This window comes from Micromonospora sp. DT68 (genome assembly GCF_049847245.1).
Classification (GTDB): Bacteria; Actinomycetota; Actinomycetes; order Mycobacteriales; family Micromonosporaceae; genus Micromonospora; species Micromonospora profundi.
In genome coordinates this window covers 1-17,983 of record NZ_JBNCNZ010000004.1, presented here as the reverse complement: position 1 = coordinate 17,983, position 17,983 = coordinate 1, and the positions used below count along the sequence as shown (strand labels likewise).

At 70.3% G+C, this 17,983-nt stretch carries 12 protein-coding genes, 1 rRNA gene and 1 pseudogene; 5 read left to right on the top strand and 9 right to left on the bottom strand.

Annotated features, from left to right (window positions below; genetic code table 11):
* Window positions 1-35: 35 nt before the first annotated feature.
* Window positions 36-596 (bottom strand): DUF6230 family protein, encoded by a 561-nt coding sequence (locus tag ACPXB1_RS08610; RefSeq protein WP_355590415.1) that lies wholly within the window; start codon window positions 594-596, stop codon window positions 36-38.
* 449 nt (window positions 597-1,045) lie between these two features.
* Between ACPXB1_RS08610 and ACPXB1_RS08605 the strand changes: the two genes are divergently transcribed.
* Window positions 1,046-1,780 carry a class I SAM-dependent methyltransferase gene (locus ACPXB1_RS08605; RefSeq protein ID WP_355630502.1) on the top strand — a complete coding sequence of 245 codons (735 nt, stop codon included), beginning with the start codon at window positions 1,046-1,048 and terminating at the stop codon, window positions 1,778-1,780.
* Between the two features lie 100 nt (window positions 1,781-1,880).
* On the opposite strand, the gene ACPXB1_RS08600 is transcribed toward ACPXB1_RS08605, so the two are convergent.
* On the bottom strand, window positions 1,881-2,921 hold the full coding sequence (locus ACPXB1_RS08600) for a DUF3068 domain-containing protein (protein ID WP_355590319.1): 1,041 nt from the start codon (window positions 2,919-2,921) through the stop codon (window positions 1,881-1,883).
* A gap of 134 nt (window positions 2,922-3,055) precedes the next feature.
* On the opposite strand from ACPXB1_RS08600, the gene ACPXB1_RS08595 reads away from it, so the two are divergent.
* Entirely contained in the window at window positions 3,056-4,540 is a 1,485-nt protein-coding gene (locus ACPXB1_RS08595) for an acyltransferase family protein (RefSeq protein WP_425735141.1), read from the top strand.
* Between the two features lie 897 nt (window positions 4,541-5,437).
* Here ACPXB1_RS08595 and ACPXB1_RS08590 read toward each other — a convergent pair.
* From ACPXB1_RS08590 to ACPXB1_RS08570, 5 genes and pseudogenes are all read right to left on the bottom strand, one after another.
* Window positions 5,438-8,593, bottom strand: a pseudogene (locus tag ACPXB1_RS08590) (alpha-(1->3)-arabinofuranosyltransferase); the annotation flags it as partial.
* Between the two features lie 59 nt (window positions 8,594-8,652).
* Window positions 8,653-10,101, bottom strand: a complete 1,449-nt coding sequence (locus tag ACPXB1_RS08585) for a glycosyltransferase family 4 protein (protein ID WP_355590322.1) — start codon at window positions 10,099-10,101, stop codon at window positions 8,653-8,655.
* Entirely contained in the window at window positions 10,098-10,913 is an 816-nt protein-coding gene (locus tag ACPXB1_RS08580) for a glycosyltransferase (protein WP_355590325.1), read from the bottom strand. Before ACPXB1_RS08580 ends, ACPXB1_RS08585 begins: the two co-directional genes overlap by 4 nt.
* A gap of 30 nt (window positions 10,914-10,943) precedes the next feature.
* Window positions 10,944-11,105, bottom strand: a complete 162-nt coding sequence (locus tag ACPXB1_RS08575; protein WP_157552422.1) for a hypothetical protein — start codon at window positions 11,103-11,105, stop codon at window positions 10,944-10,946.
* Between the two features lie 40 nt (window positions 11,106-11,145).
* The gene (locus ACPXB1_RS08570) at window positions 11,146-12,885 is read right to left on the bottom strand and encodes a hypothetical protein (RefSeq protein WP_355590329.1); all 1,740 of its coding nucleotides are present in this window, start codon (window positions 12,883-12,885) and stop codon (window positions 11,146-11,148) included.
* A gap of 164 nt (window positions 12,886-13,049) precedes the next feature.
* On the opposite strand from ACPXB1_RS08570, the gene ACPXB1_RS08565 reads away from it, so the two are divergent.
* Window positions 13,050-14,327 (top strand): polysaccharide biosynthesis protein, encoded by a 1,278-nt coding sequence (locus ACPXB1_RS08565; RefSeq protein WP_355590332.1) that lies wholly within the window; start codon window positions 13,050-13,052, stop codon window positions 14,325-14,327.
* Here the strand turns inward: ACPXB1_RS08565 and nudC are convergent.
* Window positions 14,224-15,147, bottom strand: coding sequence for an NAD(+) diphosphatase (nudC, locus tag ACPXB1_RS08560; protein ID WP_355630491.1), 924 nt, complete (start codon window positions 15,145-15,147; stop codon window positions 14,224-14,226). The two genes, ACPXB1_RS08565 and nudC, sit on opposite strands and share 104 nt — an antisense overlap.
* Window positions 15,148-15,360: 213 nt before the next feature.
* Here nudC and ACPXB1_RS08555 point away from each other — a divergent pair, with 213 nt between their 5' ends.
* Window positions 15,361-17,184 carry a VanW family protein gene (locus tag ACPXB1_RS08555; protein ID WP_355630488.1) on the top strand — a complete coding sequence of 608 codons (1,824 nt, stop codon included), beginning with the start codon at window positions 15,361-15,363 and terminating at the stop codon, window positions 17,182-17,184.
* Between the two features lie 82 nt (window positions 17,185-17,266).
* Window positions 17,267-17,656 (top strand): VOC family protein, encoded by a 390-nt coding sequence (locus ACPXB1_RS08550; RefSeq protein ID WP_355630485.1) that lies wholly within the window; start codon window positions 17,267-17,269, stop codon window positions 17,654-17,656.
* A 98-nt stretch (window positions 17,657-17,754) separates the two neighbouring features.
* Here the strand turns inward: ACPXB1_RS08550 and rrf are convergent.
* Window positions 17,755-17,871: ribosomal RNA gene (gene rrf, locus ACPXB1_RS08545) — 5S ribosomal RNA — on the bottom strand.
* Window positions 17,872-17,983 lie beyond the last annotated feature (112 nt).

The following is a 17,983-nucleotide window of genomic DNA, read 5'->3' as shown; positions in this document are numbered from 1 at the left end:
CCCGCGGTGGTCTGCCACCGCGGGCCGCACTCAGCTCAGAAGCACTCCTTGCCCTTGGCGTCCTCACCCACGTTGACCTTGAGCCGGAGGCCGACCAGGTTGAAGGTGGCAGCTGTGGTGTAGCGGGACACCTGCTGAAGGTTGCGGATGCTGACGCGCTCGGAGTTCTGGCCGAACGAACCCTTCTGCGCCGTCGGGTTGAGGTCGGTGGCGTCCCGGCCGATCTGGATGTTTGTGAATGTCGCGTTGCCGTCCAGCGAGTCCATGGCGATGAGCAGGTCCTTGGCGCGGGCGGGTTCCTTGCCCTCACCGGCGTTGATGGTGAGCACCACAGGCACGCCGGGCAGGTCGGCGCGGACGGACTGGCAGAGGTTGTACAGCTCGGCGCTGCTGATCTCGGAGAGAGCGATGGGGTGGACCTTGCCGTCCTTGCCCTTCTCGCGGACGATCCCGCCGTACTGCTTGAAGCCGTCGCCCTCCAGGCGATCCGCCGCGATCTTGAACGTCTGCCCGGACACTGTGATGTCGGAGGCGATCGCGCCGCTCGACATGCCGAACAGGATGGCGCCGGCAGCGGCGGTGGCGGGCACCATCATGGCGGCGAACCGACGCCACCGGGTACGACCCTGATTGTCCTGCACCGGTTCCTCCTCGGGGTGGATGCGCACAGGGGCCGGGTGTCGGTCCGGAAGCCCGTTGGCGCGCCTGTCACTGTTACCGGCGGGTAACGATCGGGCTTGATGGTGCACCCCTTGCGACGCAGCTCACAACCCCCCGACTACCCGGCAGTAACACGAAGTCGACCAACAGGGACGTCACCTGCACGATGCGTTAGGCGCATAAGGATCGATAGGCGATCAGGTCCGGCAAAACACCCCGCCGACGCAACCCAGAGTTACCGGCCATCGATGGATTACAATCGGGTAACGAATGTAAAGTACGGAACCCTCCGCTGACCTTTCGGATCACCGCCCCCACCCGAACATCCCAGCGTGCGGGGACCGGGTCGATCCCCATCGACGCCTGCATGGCCTAGGGTTTCGGCGTGAACCTGAACGACGTGCGGCGCGACTGGACCAAGCTGGGCGCCGAAGATCCGTTGTGGGCGGTCCTTGTTCAACCCGGCAAGCGCGGCGGGCGGTGGGACGTCGAGGAATTCCTGGCCACCGGCCGCGCCGACGTCGAGGAGACGGCCGACTGGCTGAGCCAACTCGGCCTGCCCACCCGGTGGGAGCGGGTGCTGGACTTCGGCTGCGGCGCGGGTCGGTTGTCTCAAGGGCTCGCCCCACGCGCCGACGAGGTCGTCGCCGTCGACATCGCGCCGTCGATGCTTGAGGCTGCCCGGCGACTGGACCGGAGCGCAGGAAACATCCGCTTCGTCCTCAACGACGCCCCGGATCTGAGCCAGTTCCCCGACGGTCACTTCGACCTGGTCTACAGCGCCCTGGTGCTGCAACACCTGCCGCGCACTGCCATCGACGGCTACCTGGCCGAGTTCCTCCGGGTCCTACGGCCCGGCGGCATCGCCGTCGTCGGGCTGCCTACCGAGCCGGCGCGTACGGCCAAGGGCGTCATCTGGCAGCTCGTGCCGTTCCGCCTGATCAGCTGGGCGCAGCGTCGGCTGCTCAACTACCCGGCACCGATGAGCATGACCGCGGTGCCGCACGCCGACATGGTGCGACTTGTGGAGGCTCACGGCGGGGAGATCGTCGGGCAGCGGCCCGATCTCCCGTACACCGAGGACTGGGTGTGCACCCGGTACGCGGTGCGGCGCCGCTAGGCCCACCACCGGGCGGCCCCGAGACATGAGCGGGCCGGCCGATCCTCGGGATCGGCCGGCCCGGCCAGCTCGGTGGGGTGATGGTGTTGAGGTGTGGTTGTTACGGCTCGCTGCGCTCCACAGCGTGGCGCCCGCCAGCGGGCGTCGTGGGATCGTCGGCGGGCTCCGCTGACCGCTGCGACGGCAGCTCGGTCGTCGGCTGATCGCCGGACCGTACCGGCGCCCCTGAGGGCCCACGGCGCGTCGCGCGGATGATGATGAACATGCCGAGGAGGACCAGCAGGAGACCGAGGACACCGAGCGCGATGGGCACGGTCCTGGTCAGCAGGTTGATCTGATCGCGGGCATCCTTGGCAGCCTTGGCCTGCTGCTTCTGCGTCTCCTCGTTGAAGATCAACGTGGCGTCAATGATCTTGATCTTGTCCGTGCCGGTTGCGTCCCGGAGCGTCTGGAGCTGCTTCTCCTGACCCTTGACGATCACGCCGCTGTCCGGCTCCACCCACAGGGTGCGGGTGTTGGCGTAGTAGCGGCCAGCGGAGACAGTGGGCTCCGGCGAACCGATCAGGCTGCCCGGAACATCGATCTCGCTGATCTGGACCGGCTCTGCCGTCATCTCGAACTTGTAGACGGTCAGACCCTGCAGCTTCTCGGTGCCCAGGTACTTGGCGGGGTACGCCTTCCGAGCGGTGTTGTCGAAGTACTGGTAGGTCTTCTTCTCGGTGCCGAACGGGAAGGTGTAGGTCAGGCCCTCGTGCTTGAAGGGCGCACCGTTGATGTCCTCGGCGCAGCAGGCGACCGCCTCCGCGGTCCGCCGGTCGAGGGCAACCCGGTCCGTGCTGACCGTGATCTCCTTGTCGGCGTCGTCGATCACCCGTACACCGACGTTGAAGACCGCCCGGTCGGCGTTGCCGTCGTTGACGTCGCCCCGCACCGCGCGGTGGGCGGTCAGGTTGACGCCACTCCGCTCGGAAAGCGTGCTGAAGTCAAGGACGGTCGCGTTCTGGGCCTCTGAAACCGTTACCGAACTCTGGTCAAGGGGCACCTTGACGAGAGCGGGCGCGAGGATCAGCGGCGTCGCCACGGCCCCGACGATCAGGAACGCGCCTGCCGCCACCAAGATGGCACCCGACGTGGGTCGCATGTAACTCCTCCCCTTGTAAAGACTCGACTAGTCGGCTGACAGTACATGACGACGCCGATTTCGGATATGGTCCGTCGCAACCTTCGAGGCGTACCGACTCCGGCGCCAAGCAGCCACCTGGCTGCCGGGATGAAATGGATGTTGAGGGAACTGTGAGCCGACCCGTCAGACCGGACTCGATCAGCGAGCAGACGAGCCATTCCGCGCCGCGTACTGGCCGTTCGGATGGCTGGCTGCCCGGTTTGGAAGGGCTCCGAGCCTTGGCGGTCATCGCCGTTGTCGTCCACCATGTCTCGTTTCTCAGCGGCCTCACAAACTCCCTCCATCCACTAGCAGGTCTGCTGGCCAGGCTGGATGTCGGGGTTGCGATCTTCTTCGCACTGTCCGGCTTCCTCCTCTACCGGCCGTTCGCGCTGGCCACCATTCAAGGGCAGGCGCAACCGCCCATTCGCCGATACCTCTGGCACCGCGCTCTGCGCATTCTGCCCGGGTACTGGGTAATGGCTGCCGTCGGACTCATCTGGCTCAACATCGATTACCTGAAGTCGGTCTGGGATTGGGCGATACCCCTTCTCTTGGCACAGATTTATCAGCCGTTGCGACTCCCGGTCGGCATGGAGCAGACCTGGAGCCTGGCTACGGAGGCGACCTTTTACCTGGCGCTGCCGGTGATAGCGGTGCTCGGCCGCCGAATTGGCGGCCGCACCCCGCTCGGGCGAGCCCGACGCCAACTGGCAATTGGCGTCACACTCGTCCTTGCCGGCTTCGCCTGGAACGCGTATGCGCATGGTCCCGACTCGCCACTGCCGGGACTCGCGGTGCTCTGGCTACCCGCCTTTCTGGACTGGTTCGGAATCGGAATCGTGCTGGCCGTGCTCGCCTCGTGGCCCTCCAGCACGACCTCGTCCCCGTTCCTCACGGGCTTCGCTGGCGGCGAGCCCGGGCGCGGCGGCGAGGACCTGTGGTCCGCCACGCCGCGCGGCCTGCGCGTCGTCACGTTCGCCCCTGGGACGTCGTGGCTCATCGCCGGTGCGCTGCTGTGGATCGGCAGCACGCCGATCGCCGGCCCGCGCGGGGTCGAACCCGCCAGGCCGTTCGAGTCGATCACCGAGCACCTGCTGTTCCTGGCCGTCGCCTGGTGCGTGATCGCCCCGCTCGTCGGCCCCGGCTCGGGCGGAGTCCCCCGTGCGCTTCTCGGCCACCGGGCGGTTCTGTTTCTCGGCCGGATCTCCTACGGCATCTTCCTCTGGCACCTCCTCGCCCTCGAGGCATGCTTCCGCCTGCTCGGATTCACCCGGATGAGCAGCTCGTTCTGGGTTCTCCTCGCGCTCACGATGGCTCTCACCATCCCGGCCGCGACGGCCAGCTACTACCTCATCGAGCGGCCCGCTCGGCGACTGCGGCGGATCCGGCAGCGGCGGACCGATCGCCCCGGGCCCGAGGTCGGAGGCGACTCCCTGGTCCCGGCGCCGGCGCCAGCGCCGCGGGCCACGTCGCACGTTTCTGTCGGACAGCCGACCCGCGCGGCGCTTTTCGTACCGTCCACGGACACGCCGGAAACGCAGTATCAGGGCGGCGATCGCAACGAGGAGCAGCCCCGTCGGGAGCATGACCAGTAGATCGGCAAGCCGTTCCGGGCCGACCTTCGGCAGCCACCACCGCTGAGTCCCGTAGACCGTGAGACCCAGGGTGGCGGGTATCCAGATCCATCCAGGGCTGGGCGTCCGACGGCGGTGCAGCACCAGGACCACTGCGGCGCAGCCGAGCCCGACCAGACCGCCCAGCAGCGCCGGCACACCCACCGCGAGCAGCGGCGCGCTCGGCATCGACGCCGGCACGACGGGGTACGCCGGACGGTGACGTCGCGCGGGGATCAGCGCTGCGACGACCAACAACAGCAGCAGACCCCCTGCGATACGCAGAACGAGGGCGTACTGCTCCCCGGGCGTGAAGACCAGATCGACGCGGCCGGCAGCCCCGGCAGGCACAAGCCATGCCTGCTTCCACCCGTCCAGTCGCGTCGGCACGAGCGCCGCTCCGTCGAGGGTCGCCCGCCAGCCGGGGTTGGCGTTCTGCGGGACGACGAGGTAACTGCCTGCGCCCGCCCCGACCTCGACCGACCGGTGCTGGTCGTCCCAATTGAGGACCGTGACTGCCCGGCGGGGCGGGTCGACGCCCGCTGCCGGGCCGGGCAACTCGGCCGGCTCACCGGTCAGGATCACGCTGTCGACGATGAACCGGTCGGGCGGTGCGGAGACCTCGTTCGGGCCAGCCCGCAGCGGGACCCGCTCCGCGCCCGCCTTCGGGGTGGCCTTGGCCCGGCTCGCCGGCTTGTTGTCGAAGACACACGCGCGGTACCGCAGTGGCCGCAGATCCCGTAGGTCCCGCAGCGTGCCGGAGGCCGTTGTCGGCACCGACGCCCCGTTGATCACGACCGTCGGGCCCGCGCCACACGGCAACGTCACAGTACGGTCGACTCCACGAGGCTGGTTGGCCTCGGGCACGTTTTCAACGTCCACGCCGCTGAGGCCGACCGGGAGCGGTTGCGGCTCGAACAGCGCCGTCGACCGGCTGACCCTCGGCACCGCCGAGGTCACGGCCACGGCGAGACCTCGGGTACGCAGGGCCGGGAAGCGGGCCACACCATCCAGGTCCACCGCCACCTCCCGAATGCCGTCGTCGCCGGTGATCCGCACCGTCCTGGGCGGTGCCGCAACGAGGGTCTCCGGGAACCGCAGGCGTACCCAGCTCACTTTCCGCACCTTGGCCCAGCGCACCTTCACTGTCGGCTGCGGGTCACTCGGATCCGCCCACCACGCCGTGCCGTCGTCCCCGTCGCCAAGCGATCTGGACGAGGCGACCGGGTCCGCGAACCACGAACTCGACGTGGTGTAGGTCGCGCCGCCGGTCATCTCGTCGTACACGGCGAGCGCCGTCGCAGGTGTCGCGCGGGCCAGTCCGGTGAGGTTGTTGGTGGAAGCCACCGGCTGTTCGAAGCGCCTGGGCGCCAGCCCTGTCTCCTCGCCCTGACGGATCAGGCTGGGAGCGCACAGGTAGTGGTCACCGGCGCTGGCGCAGGCCGGCCGGTCCACGGCCTTGCGGGCCAGCGCGACAACCTCGGGCGCTCTGGTGGCATCGGGCGACTCGGGCAGTTGCAGATACCGCTGCGGGCTCACCCCGGCGACGCCCACCTCCCGGATGCCGGCCCGGCGACCCGGCACATCGGCGCCCGCGACACCGTCGATCGTCACCCGGAGCCAGGTGGTACGCCCCGACGGCAGCGACAGTCGCAACGGGGCGTGCCAGCCGTCGACCACCGAGTGGACGTACGAACCGCCCTCGGTGCTGACCTCGACCCGGGTGACAGGTGCGCCGACGACCTCGTCACCGACCACCTGCAACTCGACCGAGCCGGCCTGGATCTTGTCCTCGAACCGGATCTCCACCCACTGGCCGACGGGTTTGCGTGCGCCGTCGGACAACCACGACGTGCCGCTGTCGCCGTCGATGGCCGCGTACGGCGTGGCGGAGGGGTCGCGCAACCCGGCCGGGCCGGCGACGTCGGCCGCGCTGGAGGACGCCTTGACGCTTGTCACCCCGGTGTATCCCGACGAGGTGACCGACGGCTTCCATGCGGGGTCGATGATGTCGTGTTCCAGGCGTGGCAGTTGCGGCTGCTCCTGCGGTGTCAGCGTCCGTGAGGTGTTGCCACGTACGAGGCCGAAATCGACCTCCCGGTTGCGCAGGCTGTCGGCGAGCACCACGCCCGCGTCGGTTGCCTGCGGGGCGTCACCGTCAAGGATCACCGGTCGGTTGCCGAGCACACCGGCGTCGCTGAGGTCCAGCAGTGTCTCGGGTGCCCCTACCAGGTTGAGCGGCTGCGCCGCGTCCGCGAGCGTGGCCCGAGGGGCCGGCCGGTCCACCTCGTAGATCTCCACAGCCGGATACGGCTTGTGCAGCCCGTAGTCCCACGCCCCGCCGAAGTCCGGCGGCGCCCCGGTTTCAGGGCCGAACGCGGCCACCCTGAACAGCCCGGGGGCACTCTCCAGCGTTCGGTGCACAAGAACCGGCCAGGCGACGCCACCGACCGGCTGTCGAAGATCATTGCGGACGAGCAGGTACCGCACGCCGAGCCGATTGAGCACGTCGGCCAGCCCTGGGGAGGCGGCACCGGAGGCGAGCCGCTCGTCGATTGCGGAGAGCAGCCGGGCGTTGCCCGCCGATCCGGCCGGCACCAGCGACCGCACCGCCCACGGCGAGTCCAGCAGGGGTTGGACCGGTTCGTCCAACGGTCGGCCCCAGTTGTACTCGGCGAAGTTGGAGCCGGGCACGAGCAGCGTGGTGCCCTCGGCGGCGTTCCGGTCAAGCCATTGGGTCGCCTGCCGCCAGTGGTCGGGCACCGCCCAGAAACCACCGCCCGCCGCAAGCCCTGCGCTCCCCGCACCGCCGGTGACCGCGACGAGCGCGACTGCGGTGACCCCCAACGCGACCCGTCGGGGTGCCATGTTCGTGGGCCGCGTGAACCGGCGGATGACGGCGATCCGCCCGACGGTGTCCAGCATGTGCGCGGTGGCCAGTGCCAGCGGCAGGCGGATGACGACGTCGAACTTGTGCAGGTTGCGCAGCGCGGCGAGCGGGCCGTCGAGGACCTCGCGTACGGCCGGGGCGAAGGCGGCGCCTCCGTTGGACAGGTTTCCCGCAGTCAGGGTCAGCAGCCCGACCAGAGCCCCGACGAGCAGGAACCGCCGCTCCGGCAGATCCCGACGGGCCAGGCCGGCCAGGCCGATGCATGCGATCAGGCCGGTGAGCACCACCATCCACTGCGTCGTGATCAGCGCCCATCCCGAGCGCCACCAGGGCAGCCCGTCGACGGCGAGGTAACCCACCCAGTGGGTGGCGCCGCGCACGGCCGACGGGAGCGACGTCACGCTCGTCGTGACAGCGGCGCTCTCGGTGTACGGCAGGAACGGGAACCCGTACCGCTGCAGGAGCAGCAGCGGTACCAGCCACCAGAAGGTGGCCGCGACCATCGCCACCGTCCACCAGGCCAGCAGGCGGATCCGCCGCCAGCCGGGTGCGCGGGTCACGACATAGAGAAACGCCGGCAGTACGGCGCACGCAGCGGCCGCACCGTTTGCCCCACCCATGCAGACCACAGCGAGCCCGCTGAGCGCGGCCGCCCGCCGCAGTGAGCCACCCGCGGCTCCCTTGACAAGTGGCAGCAGCACCCACGGGGCGACGCAGTAGGGCAGCAGTTCCAGCGATACGGTGCCGACCAGGGAGAGAGCCCGGGGCGACAGCGCGAACACCGCGCCGGCCACGAGCCGCGACGCCGGGCCGCCCAGGTCGAGAGCGCGCGCAAGGCGCACCACGCCGGTGAGGGCCACGCAGAGCAGGGCTGCCATCCAGAGCCGCTGGACGAGCCAGGCGGGTAGTCCGACCGCCTCACCGAGCAGGAAGAACGGCCCCATCGGGAAGAAGTAGCCGACGGCCTGGTTCTGGAGGGTGCCGAACTGCCAGTCCGCGGTCCACAGGTTGGCCGCCCGCGCGAGGAAGCCGCCAGGGTCCAGGGCCATGTCAATCTTGGTGTCGGGCACGATGAGCCCGGGTTCCTGGGTGACGCAGAGACCGATCAGAGCGAGGCAGACCAGCAGCTCACGCAGGCGCCACACCGCCAGGGACACCGTGGCGGTCGGTATTCCTGGGGCGCGGCGAGCGGTCGACCAGGCGGTCAACACCGTCGTACCGGAACTCCGGTGAGCAGTTCGTCCTCGCTGGCGTTCCGCTCGCTGATGTCTTCGGCTTCGACGCCCGCCCCGAGCAGCAGCTGCCGGACGGCGACCGGATCCGCGCCCGGCACCAGGATCCACAGGCCGCGTTCGTCGACCGCGACGTGTCGGGTGTACGGGAGTAGAGGAGCGACCCGGGCGAGGAGGCTCTCCGGCTCGTCGGTCCGGACCACGAGAGACGTGTTCCCCGCCGCCCACGGCACCGCACGTGGCTCAAGCAGATCCCCGAGGACCGCCCGGACTCGCCGGCCGGTGTCGGCCCAGCGGAACGCGCCGCTCCACTGTCGACACTCGGCGGCCATCCGGTCCGCCTCGGCCGGCACCTCGAGGGCGGCCAACGCGCTGTCGAGACCGGCCGCCAGCCCGCGTGCGGGGTTGTCACCCTCGCTGACCAGCCAGCCGGTACGGCCCGGCCGGACGGCGTCGCGGAGCCCGTCCACGTCGAAGGCGAGCGTTGGCAGTCCGGCAGCGGCGGCCTCCACCACGACGAGACCCCAGCCCTCACCCCAGGAGGCGGAAACGTGCAGCCACGCGGCTGCCAACAGCGCGTCCCGCTCGGCGGCGGGCAGGTGCCCGTGGACCGTGACGGTGTCGGACAGCCCGCGCTCGTCGACCTGCCGTCGGACCGTCGCCACGTCTGGCCCACCACCGACGATGTCCAGACGCAGATCGGGCCGTTTCGCCCGGAGCTGTTCGACGGCGTCAAGCACCAGATCCACCCGCTTGTGCCGGGTCACCCGGCCGACGCAGACGACACGGGGACGGGTGTCACGGGCCCGACCTCCGGCTGCCGGCGGCGACGCGTCCGCGCCGTTGGGCACCACTACCACCGGGCCGGCCCAGCGAAGCCGGTCCCGGACGGCCACGGCGGTCGAAGGTGACACCGCGAGGGTCACCGCACGGCGATAGACCAGTCGGGCGACAGGCCCCTCCAACCACGCCCCGAACCGACCCACGATCGGGCCGAAGTACAGCCGGAACTGACGGTCGTGCACATGGTGGATCACGCACACCACCGGCACGTCCGCCGGCAGGACTCCCGGGCTGAAGAACGGGATGCCGTTCTGACAGTCGACGACCGCGTCGAACTGACGCCGGCGTCGCGCCAACCAGGCAAGCACCCTCGGATAGATGGTCCACCGGCCACCGACCCGCACGATCCGGATGCCGTCCCGAACCTCATCGCCGAGCTGGCCTGCCGGGCGCGCGGTGACGAAGGTGACCTGCGCACCGGCTGTCACCAGGTCGCGGGCGACCTGCCAGGCGTAGACCTCGGCGCCCCCGGCGTCCGGATGCCAGGGGTCCTTCCAGTTGAGCACCGCGACCCGGCGGCCCGCGACCGTGTTGTCGGTGCTGGGAGCCGCGGCGGTCCGGGATGGTCCGACACTCACGGCCGCAATCCAACGGCGGCGGCGCCACCGGTGACGTCCGGGCTGACCGGAAGGGTGACGACCGGCATCGGCATCGGCATCGCCGGGGCGACGTCGACGCCACGGAGCCGCCACTGGATCTTCGCGACGTCCACGAAGCTCTGCCATCCGTGGCGGACCGGCGAGAAGCGTGAGCCGGGCACGTCCACCCAGTGCACGGGAACCTCCACGAGCCGAGCGCCGGCCCGCTCGGCGCGGCCCAGCACCTCGACGTCGAAGGCGAACCCACCACACCGAAGTGGTGCGAACGCCCGCCGAGCGACATCGTTGCGGAAGAACTTGAACCCGCACTGCGTCTCACTGACGCCGCGCACCACCTGCCGGACTGCACCTCGGAACGCCACTGCGCCCCACCGTCGGAGCACGCTGTGCCGCTCCTGGACGACCGACTCGGGGTGGGCCCGCGACCCGACCACCGCGTCGGCGCCCTCGACCAGGAGGCTCAGCACCTGCCCGAGAACGTCCGGCGCGGTGGCCAGATCGGCGTCACAGAACCCGACGAAGCGCGCGTCACTCGCCAGCACACCGGTCCGCACCGCGAAGCCCTTGCCCGGTTCACCGCACCAGAGCAACCGGACGGGGACCGGGCCGGACGGTGCGCCCAGCACCACGTCACCTGTGCCGTCGGTGCTGGCATTGTCCACAACCGTGACCCGGCAGGGAACACCGAGGTCGGCGAGCGCCGCCCGGAGCAGGACCAGGGTGTCGGGCAGCCGGAGTGCCTCATTGAACGCGGGAATCACGACGTCGAGTACGACCACATCTGACGACACGTCAGGAGGAGAGACCTCCATGGAGGGCCGTCAACGCTCGCCGTACACGATGATGGGCTGCTCCACGTTCGCAGGCTTGCTGTTGGTGTTGACGATGGTGGACGTCCCGATCGAGACGGCCAGGATTCCGAGCACGGCACCCACCGCCGCGGCGACAACCGCGGTCAGGAGGGGGTTGAAGGATGCCTTCATCGATGATCCCTTCGGAAAAGGTACCGAAGAGTAACATGCGTCACGCTCGTTCGGGCCGGTGTAAAAGGGTGATCAACAGGGTGGCCCCGAGTACCGAATAGCCCAAGAGTGGAACTATCCCGATACGGCCGGTCGACTCGGCGAAATCGGCACCAGGCAGGCGTAACAGGGTCAACGCTCCGTCCCGCCGCACCACCTCGGCGTCCGCGAAGCGGGCTTCGACCTGGGCACCGTCGGGTTGATCAGTTTGAATGAGTACGTACCGCACACCGAGCCGACGGAGTGCCTGCCCGGGATCACCGGGCGTTGCCAGCACCGCCGCCACCCGATCGGCCTCGCGGCTCTCGCCCCGAATCCGGTCCCGCCCGACCAACACGTCCTGGTCCCCGATCACCGGCCGCTGGAACGCACGCGACGCCGGATCGAGCACGGGCACGTTGCCCGCCCACCGGTAAGCCCGGAACGAGGACCAGGGCAACGAGACGAGGCTGCCTCCAGACGGATCGCCGTTCACGTCGGCGCGCACCGCCGACCACTCTTTCGGGTACCGGACCGTGTCGAGCTGACCACCGAGACCCCACGCCAGGCCGGGCATGAGCACCAACGGAGCGACCACCACCAGCGGCGCCCACGCCCGGGCACCCGCCGTCGCCAGCGACTCCGCCAGCATCCCGAGCCCCACCGCCTGCACCAACGCCAGCGGGGCGAGCAACCGGGTGCCGTCCCGGACCGCGCCGGCCAGGGGAACGTGCTCGACCAGCGCGACCATCCACTGCAAACCGATCGGCCAGGCCGGTGCCAGGGCGATCACGGTGCCCAGGACCGCGCCGACGAACAGGCCCCACCAGGCCGCTGACGGCCAACGACGACGGGTCAGCACGTACCCCCAGAGGGCCGCGCCTGCGAGGGCCAGCGCGAGCAGGGCGACCAGCCACTGGTCCCGGCCGATCGGTACGGCATGCCGACTCCAGATGCCGCCGAGCGTGCCGACGCTGCCGAGCGCCCCCAGCGGCGTGTCCGGGCGGACGGCGAAGGCGGCGACGCCCCGCTCGTCGAGATCGACGGCACCACGACGGTTCACCAACGCCATCCACCACGGTGCGGTGAGGCCGATCAGCGTCGCGGCCCCAGCCACCAATGCCCGCCACCGCCGCGCCAGGGCCAACGCCGGGGCGCAGGCCAGTACCGCTGCCAACACCATCGCCGGACCACCCAGCACCACCGTGACCCCACCGGCCACGGCGGAACGCCGACCCGGGACGGTGCCGCCGGGCGGTGGCCGCAGCACCCCCAGCACCCAGGCGAACGCCCAGGGCAACGCTGCGTACCCCGCGATGACCGCCCACTGCCCGAGGTGCAGTCGGCCGTACACCCAGGGATTCCAGACGTACGCGAGCCCGGCCGCGATCCGCGCCACCGGGTGGGCGACGGGAGCCAACCGGGCGGCACCCACCGCAGCCAGGGCGAGGCAGCCGGCGAGCAGCACCTTCTGGGCCACGTCGGCGGGGAGCAGCTGGGACAGGCCGACCGCGAGCAGTTCGCTGGGCACCGCGCGGGGCAGCTCGGACCCGCTGCCCCAGACCATCGCGCCGAAGGGCGGGTCGGGCACGAACACCAGGTCGTACCGGAGGACGAAACCGCGGCGGAGCACCGGTCCGAGAATCGCGATGACCACGCCGAACCCGAGCGCCATCTCCGGCCACCACCGACGGAGTACGACGGCAGCCCGCAGCAGCACCGGGCGTAACTCCGGTGACGGTCGACGCACACGAACCCCCATGGACCTGGACCGGACTCGGGCCCGACATCGCTCCCGGGACTCCGGACAGCACTCTAGGCAGAGGGGAAGCGCGGACGGTAGCTTGCCAGACAACTCGACGAGCTGCCGCGACGACGCGAGGCTCGGGACGAACCCGTTCCCCCGGCGAACCGACATGAGGCGCGATGACAGAGACGACGGCTGGTCCTGGCGCGGGCCGCATGGGAGCGGCGGGCGCGGCGGTGGCGGTCGCCGCGATGGTGACGAACGGACTGGCCTACCTGCTCCCGATGCTCGGCGCCCGGCGCCTGGCGGTCGAGGAGTTGAGTGTGCTGGCCACCGTGCTGGCCCTCGTCGCGATAGCCGGCGTCGCAGGTGTGGGCCTGCAGATGGCGATCGCCGTGCACCGGGCCCGGCACCCGGGCGCATCGACCAGCCGGGTCTCCCTCGTCACCACGGCCGTCGCCGGTGGTGCCGTCGTCGTGGCCACGCCGCTGATGGTTACCGCGCTGCGGCTGTCGTGGACGGTCGCGGTGCTCGTCGCCGCCACCACCGTCGCGGTCGTCCTGGCCGCCCGATGGCTCGGAGAGTTGCAAGGTGACCAGCGGTTCCTCCGCCTCGCGTGGGCGATGGGGCTGGTCGCGGTCGGCAGGTACGGCGGCATGATCGTCGCGCTCGTCCTCGGCGCCGATGTCGTCGACACCCTTGTGGCCGGCATGGTGACCTCGTACCTGGTGCTGCCCGTGTTGGCGTGGGTCGCCCGACCGGTCCGGCAGGCCACCTCGGACGGGGACAGCGCTGTGGGCGCCCTGCGCATCCGGCAGGTGACGAGTGCAGGCACGGCCGCGCTTGCCATGCTCGCCGTGTCGTACGCCGACCTGATCTTCGCCCGCCAACTGCTGTCACCTGCCGACTCCGGGGCGTACGCCGTCGGAACCGTGCTCACCAAGGGTGCGCTGTGGGCACCCCAGGTGATCGTGGTGCTGGCACTGCCCCGCCTGGCCGTGGGAGACAACCGGGTCCGCACTGTCGTGCTCGCGATCGTCGCCGGCTGCGGTGCCGTGCTCGTCGCCGCCTCGGCCCTGGCCGGCGGCTTCGCGTTCCGGCTCGTTGGCGGCGAGGACTACGCGTCCCTGGGTGAGTACGCCCCGTTCTTCGCCGCCACCGGTGCGCTCTACGCGCTGGTGTTCGCGGCCGTCAACGCGAAGATCGCGGCGGGAGCACGCTGGCCCTCCGCGCCGCTCTGGGTGGCCGCGGGTGTCCTGGCCTTCCTGACCATGGCCGTCGCGCCACGCACGCTCGAGGGAATCATGTGGTGTGCGCTCGCCACCGCTGCGGCGACCGCGCTCGTGATGATCCTCAGCCTGCCGTCAGCCACTGGCCGAGCATCTGGTGATCGATCGAGTCCACCCGACCGAGCTGACGACCTGCCGCGACCCGCTCCCGCAGTTCCGCCCGTGTGAACCAGCGCGCCTCCAGCAGCTCCACGCCGTCGACGCGTACCTCCTCGGACGTGGCAGTGGCCCGGAAGCCCACCATCAGGCCTGCGGGGAACGGCCAGCCCTGCGAGCCCTGGTAGGTCACGTCGGTGACTGTCACGCCCGCCTCCTCGGCCATCTCCCGGCGGACCGCGTCCTCCAGGCTCTCGCCGACCTCTACGAAACCGGCCAACGTCGAGTACGACCCCTCCGGCGCGCCCGCGTGCCAGGCCAACAGGCAACGGTCCGGCGGGCCGGGCGCCTCCACCAGCACGATGATCGCCGGCTCGATACGGGGAAACAGCAGGCGACCGCAGCCTGCGCCGGCGCAGGTTCGAACGTGTCCACCGCCGCCGGCGACAGCCAGCGCACCGCACGTGCCGCAGTACCGCGACTGTCGGTGCCAGTGCAGCATCCCTCGGGCGTACGCCTGGACGGCCGCCTCGGCCGGGTCGAGCCGCCCCACCAGGGACCGGACGTCGACGGCCCGTGCCGCACCGACCATCTCGACGGCCGACCGCTCGTCGAGCGCGGAGAGGTCCACGGCGAACACGGCGGCGTCTCCGTCGAGCCCCAGGAAGACGGTCTCGTCGGCGGCGGCCCGGACGAGGGACGTACGGTCCGCGGTGAGCCGGACCGGGCCGCCCCCGTCGACGAGGCAGCGGTCCCGCCACAGCGGCAGCACCACCGTGGTCGGCTCGCTCAGCAGCGCCTCCAGTCGGGCCGGATCGGCGCGCAGCGGGCCCGCCCGGTCCAACCAGCCACCCCCGTACGCCAGCACCCGCTCCCGCTCCGCAGCGTCCACCTCGTCACCGTGCCACGGCGGCGCAGGGACGCCGCCACCGACCCCGGCTCCCGCCCCCGCCCGGCTGTCCACCGGCCCGGGTTCCGTGACACGCCGGGCGACACGCGGCGGCGACGCGGGTGGGCGCAGCCCGCAACGACCGCTGACCATTGGCTACCGTAGGTGTCTCCGGGAGGAGCGGACCTCCCGTGGCACCTGGCGATCGAGGTTGTAGTGACGCTGTACGGCGAAAAACGTCCACCCGCCGACGACCGGCCCACAGTGCAGGTCACCGCGGTCACCTGGCCCGACGACGGGCCGGAGACGGTCACACCGCCCGCCCCCGTCGGTGAGCCCGCGAACGGTGGGGGTCGACCCCGGAGGATGCGGATGCTGCTCGCGGCCGGCGTCACCGGCGGCGTGCTCGCGGCGGTGGCGGGCGCCGGCGCCTGGGCGTACGCCGGGGACGTACCTCGGGGCACGAGCGTGCTCGGCACCGAACTGGGCGGCCGGAGCCTCACCGCCGCCGACCGGGAGTTGCGGGCCGAGCTGGACCGGCGGGCGGCTGCCCTCGCCGCGCCGTTGAAGGTCACCGTCGGGGAACGCACCGCCGAGATCAACCCAGCCGACGTGGGGTTGACCATCGACGTGGCGGCGACAGTCGCGGCGGCGGCAGAAGCCGACGCGCACGCGGTCAGCCGGTTGGTCGGCTCCCGCACCGTCGACCCGGTGGTCACCGTCGACGCCGATCGGCTGGACGCGGCGCTCCGCAAGGTGCTCGGCGACCAGGCCCGCCCGATGACCAAGCCGGCGATCAGCTACCAGGGCACCACACCGAAGGTGGTGCAGCCCAAGCCGGGCCTGGCGTTCGACCCGGAGCGCTCCGCCGACGTCGTCCGCGCCGGTTGGCTGGCCGGCACTCCGGTCACCGTGCCGCTTGTGGAGAACCACCCGGCGACCACCGCCGAGGAGTTGGACCGGCTGGTCACCGAGCTGGCGAAGCCGGCCGTCGCCGCACCGGTAACCATCCGCACCGACAAGGGCTCGGTGAAGGTACCGCCCGCCGCCATCGCGAAGAGCCTGCGGTTCACCGCCGACACCGCCGGCAAGCTCACCCCGTCCGTGGACGTGAAGCGGCTGCGCGCGGCCCTCGGCGACAGCCTGAACGCGATCGAGGTGCCGCCGAAGGACGCGACGATGACCATCTCCGGCGGAAAGCCCACTGTCACCGACGGGCGCGCCGGCCAGCAGCTGGACAGCGCCGCACTGGGCCGCGACCTGCTCGCCGTGCTGCCGAAGTCCGACGGCCGCGAGGTGACCGGCGAGGTGAAGGAGACGCCTCCGGAGCTGACCGCGGAGAAACTCGCCGGCCTGGGCATCAAGGAACGGGTGTCCACTTTCACCACCAAGTTCACCGGTGGGCTGGCCTCGTCGCGCAGCCAGAACATCGTCACCATCGCCAAGAAGGTGGACGGCACCGTCGTGCTGCCTGGCAAGACGTTCTCGTTGAACGGGCACACCGGCGAGCGCGGCTACAAGCAGGGCTACCGGGACGCGCCGGTCATCCTCGACGGCAAGCTCGTGCCGGGCGTGGGCGGCGGCACCTCGCAGTTCACCACCACGCTGTTCAACGCCACCTACTACGCCGGGCTGGAGGACGTCGAGCACAAGCCGCACTCGTACTGGTTCGACAGGTACCCGGCGGTCATCGAGTCGACAATCTTCTGGCCGAACCTGGACTTCAAGTTCCGCAACAACACTGAGCACGGGGTGCTCATCGACACCTCGTACACGTCGAGCTCGATCACGGTGTCGATCTGGAGCACGAAGATCTACGACAGTGTGAAGACGGAGTACGGCCCGCGCCGCAACGTCACCACGCCGAAGCTGATCCATCTGGAGCCCGGCCCGACGTGCATCCCGACGAACGGCATCAACGGCTTCACCCAGGACGCCTTCCGGGTCATCAAGAAGGACGGCAAGGTCGTCAAGCGGGAGAAGTTCACCTGGCGCTATGACGCCGAGCCCCGCTACGTCTGCGGGCCGAAGCCCTCCTGAGCCAGCTGGTTGCCGTGCGGTGCCTGCTCCCCACAGTGGAGCGGGCACCGTTGCGGTATCCGGGGCTCGTAGCATGGCCGGCATGGCGGCCAGACAGCTCAAGGTGGGCCTGCGGGTACGTGACCTCGACAGATCGTTCGACCTCTACCGACAGCTCGGCTTCCGGCACCTTCCTCAGCCGGGCCAGGCGCAGCTGCGCTACCTGACCTTCGGTCACACCTGGCTGATCCTGTCGCACGTCGACGAGCACGGCTATCACAACGCCGAACGCGAAAGTCAGACCAGAGCCGGGCCGCCTGGGCTCGGCTTCGTGCTCGTCGTACCGTCTGCCGACCTCGATGCGACGTACGCACTGTGGAGGCGCGAAGGCCTGCCGGTGACGCTCGAACCGGAAGACGTCGGGTGGGCGCGTATCTTCTACGGCCTTGACCCGGACGGCTACGAGGTCATGTTCGAGGAGTTCCCCGCCTAGCGGCAGACTCGGACCCTGTCAGAGTGCCGGCGGCGCCTTCGTTGTGGAGAAACGCATCAGGGCCACCCCGGCAACGGGGTGGCCCTGATGGAAAGATTGTCCGGCGGTGTCCTACTCTCCCACACCCTCACGAGTGCAGTACCATCGGCGCTGGAGGGCTTAGCTTCCGGGTTCGGAATGTAACCGGGCGTTTCCCCTCCGCCATGACCGCCGTAACTCTATAGACATATCAAACAACACCACACAACTGGGGTTTGTTGTTCGTTTGTCTAGAGTTGCACAGTGGACGCGTAGCAGCTTAGTAGTCAAGTCCTCGGCCTATTAGTA

What these genes read in the sequence shown, in the direction of transcription:
- ACPXB1_RS08610 (WP_355590415.1), bottom strand. Translation starts at nt 596, where the DNA reads ATGATGGTGCCCGCCACCGCCGCTGCCGGCGCCATCCTGTTCGGCATG.
- ACPXB1_RS08600 (WP_355590319.1), bottom strand. Translation starts at nt 2,921, where the DNA reads ATGCGACCCACGTCGGGTGCCATCTTGGTGGCGGCAGGCGCGTTCCTG.
- ACPXB1_RS08595 (WP_425735141.1), top strand. Translation starts at nt 3,056, where the DNA reads ATGGATGTTGAGGGAACTGTGAGCCGACCCGTCAGACCGGACTCGATC.
- ACPXB1_RS08575 (WP_157552422.1), bottom strand. Translation starts at nt 11,105, where the DNA reads ATGAAGGCATCCTTCAACCCCCTCCTGACCGCGGTTGTCGCCGCGGCG.
- ACPXB1_RS08570 (WP_355590329.1), bottom strand. Translation starts at nt 12,885, where the DNA reads ATGGGGGTTCGTGTGCGTCGACCGTCACCGGAGTTACGCCCGGTGCTG.
- ACPXB1_RS08565 (WP_355590332.1), top strand. Translation starts at nt 13,050, where the DNA reads ATGACAGAGACGACGGCTGGTCCTGGCGCGGGCCGCATGGGAGCGGCG.
- ACPXB1_RS08550 (WP_355630485.1), top strand. Translation starts at nt 17,267, where the DNA reads ATGGCGGCCAGACAGCTCAAGGTGGGCCTGCGGGTACGTGACCTCGAC.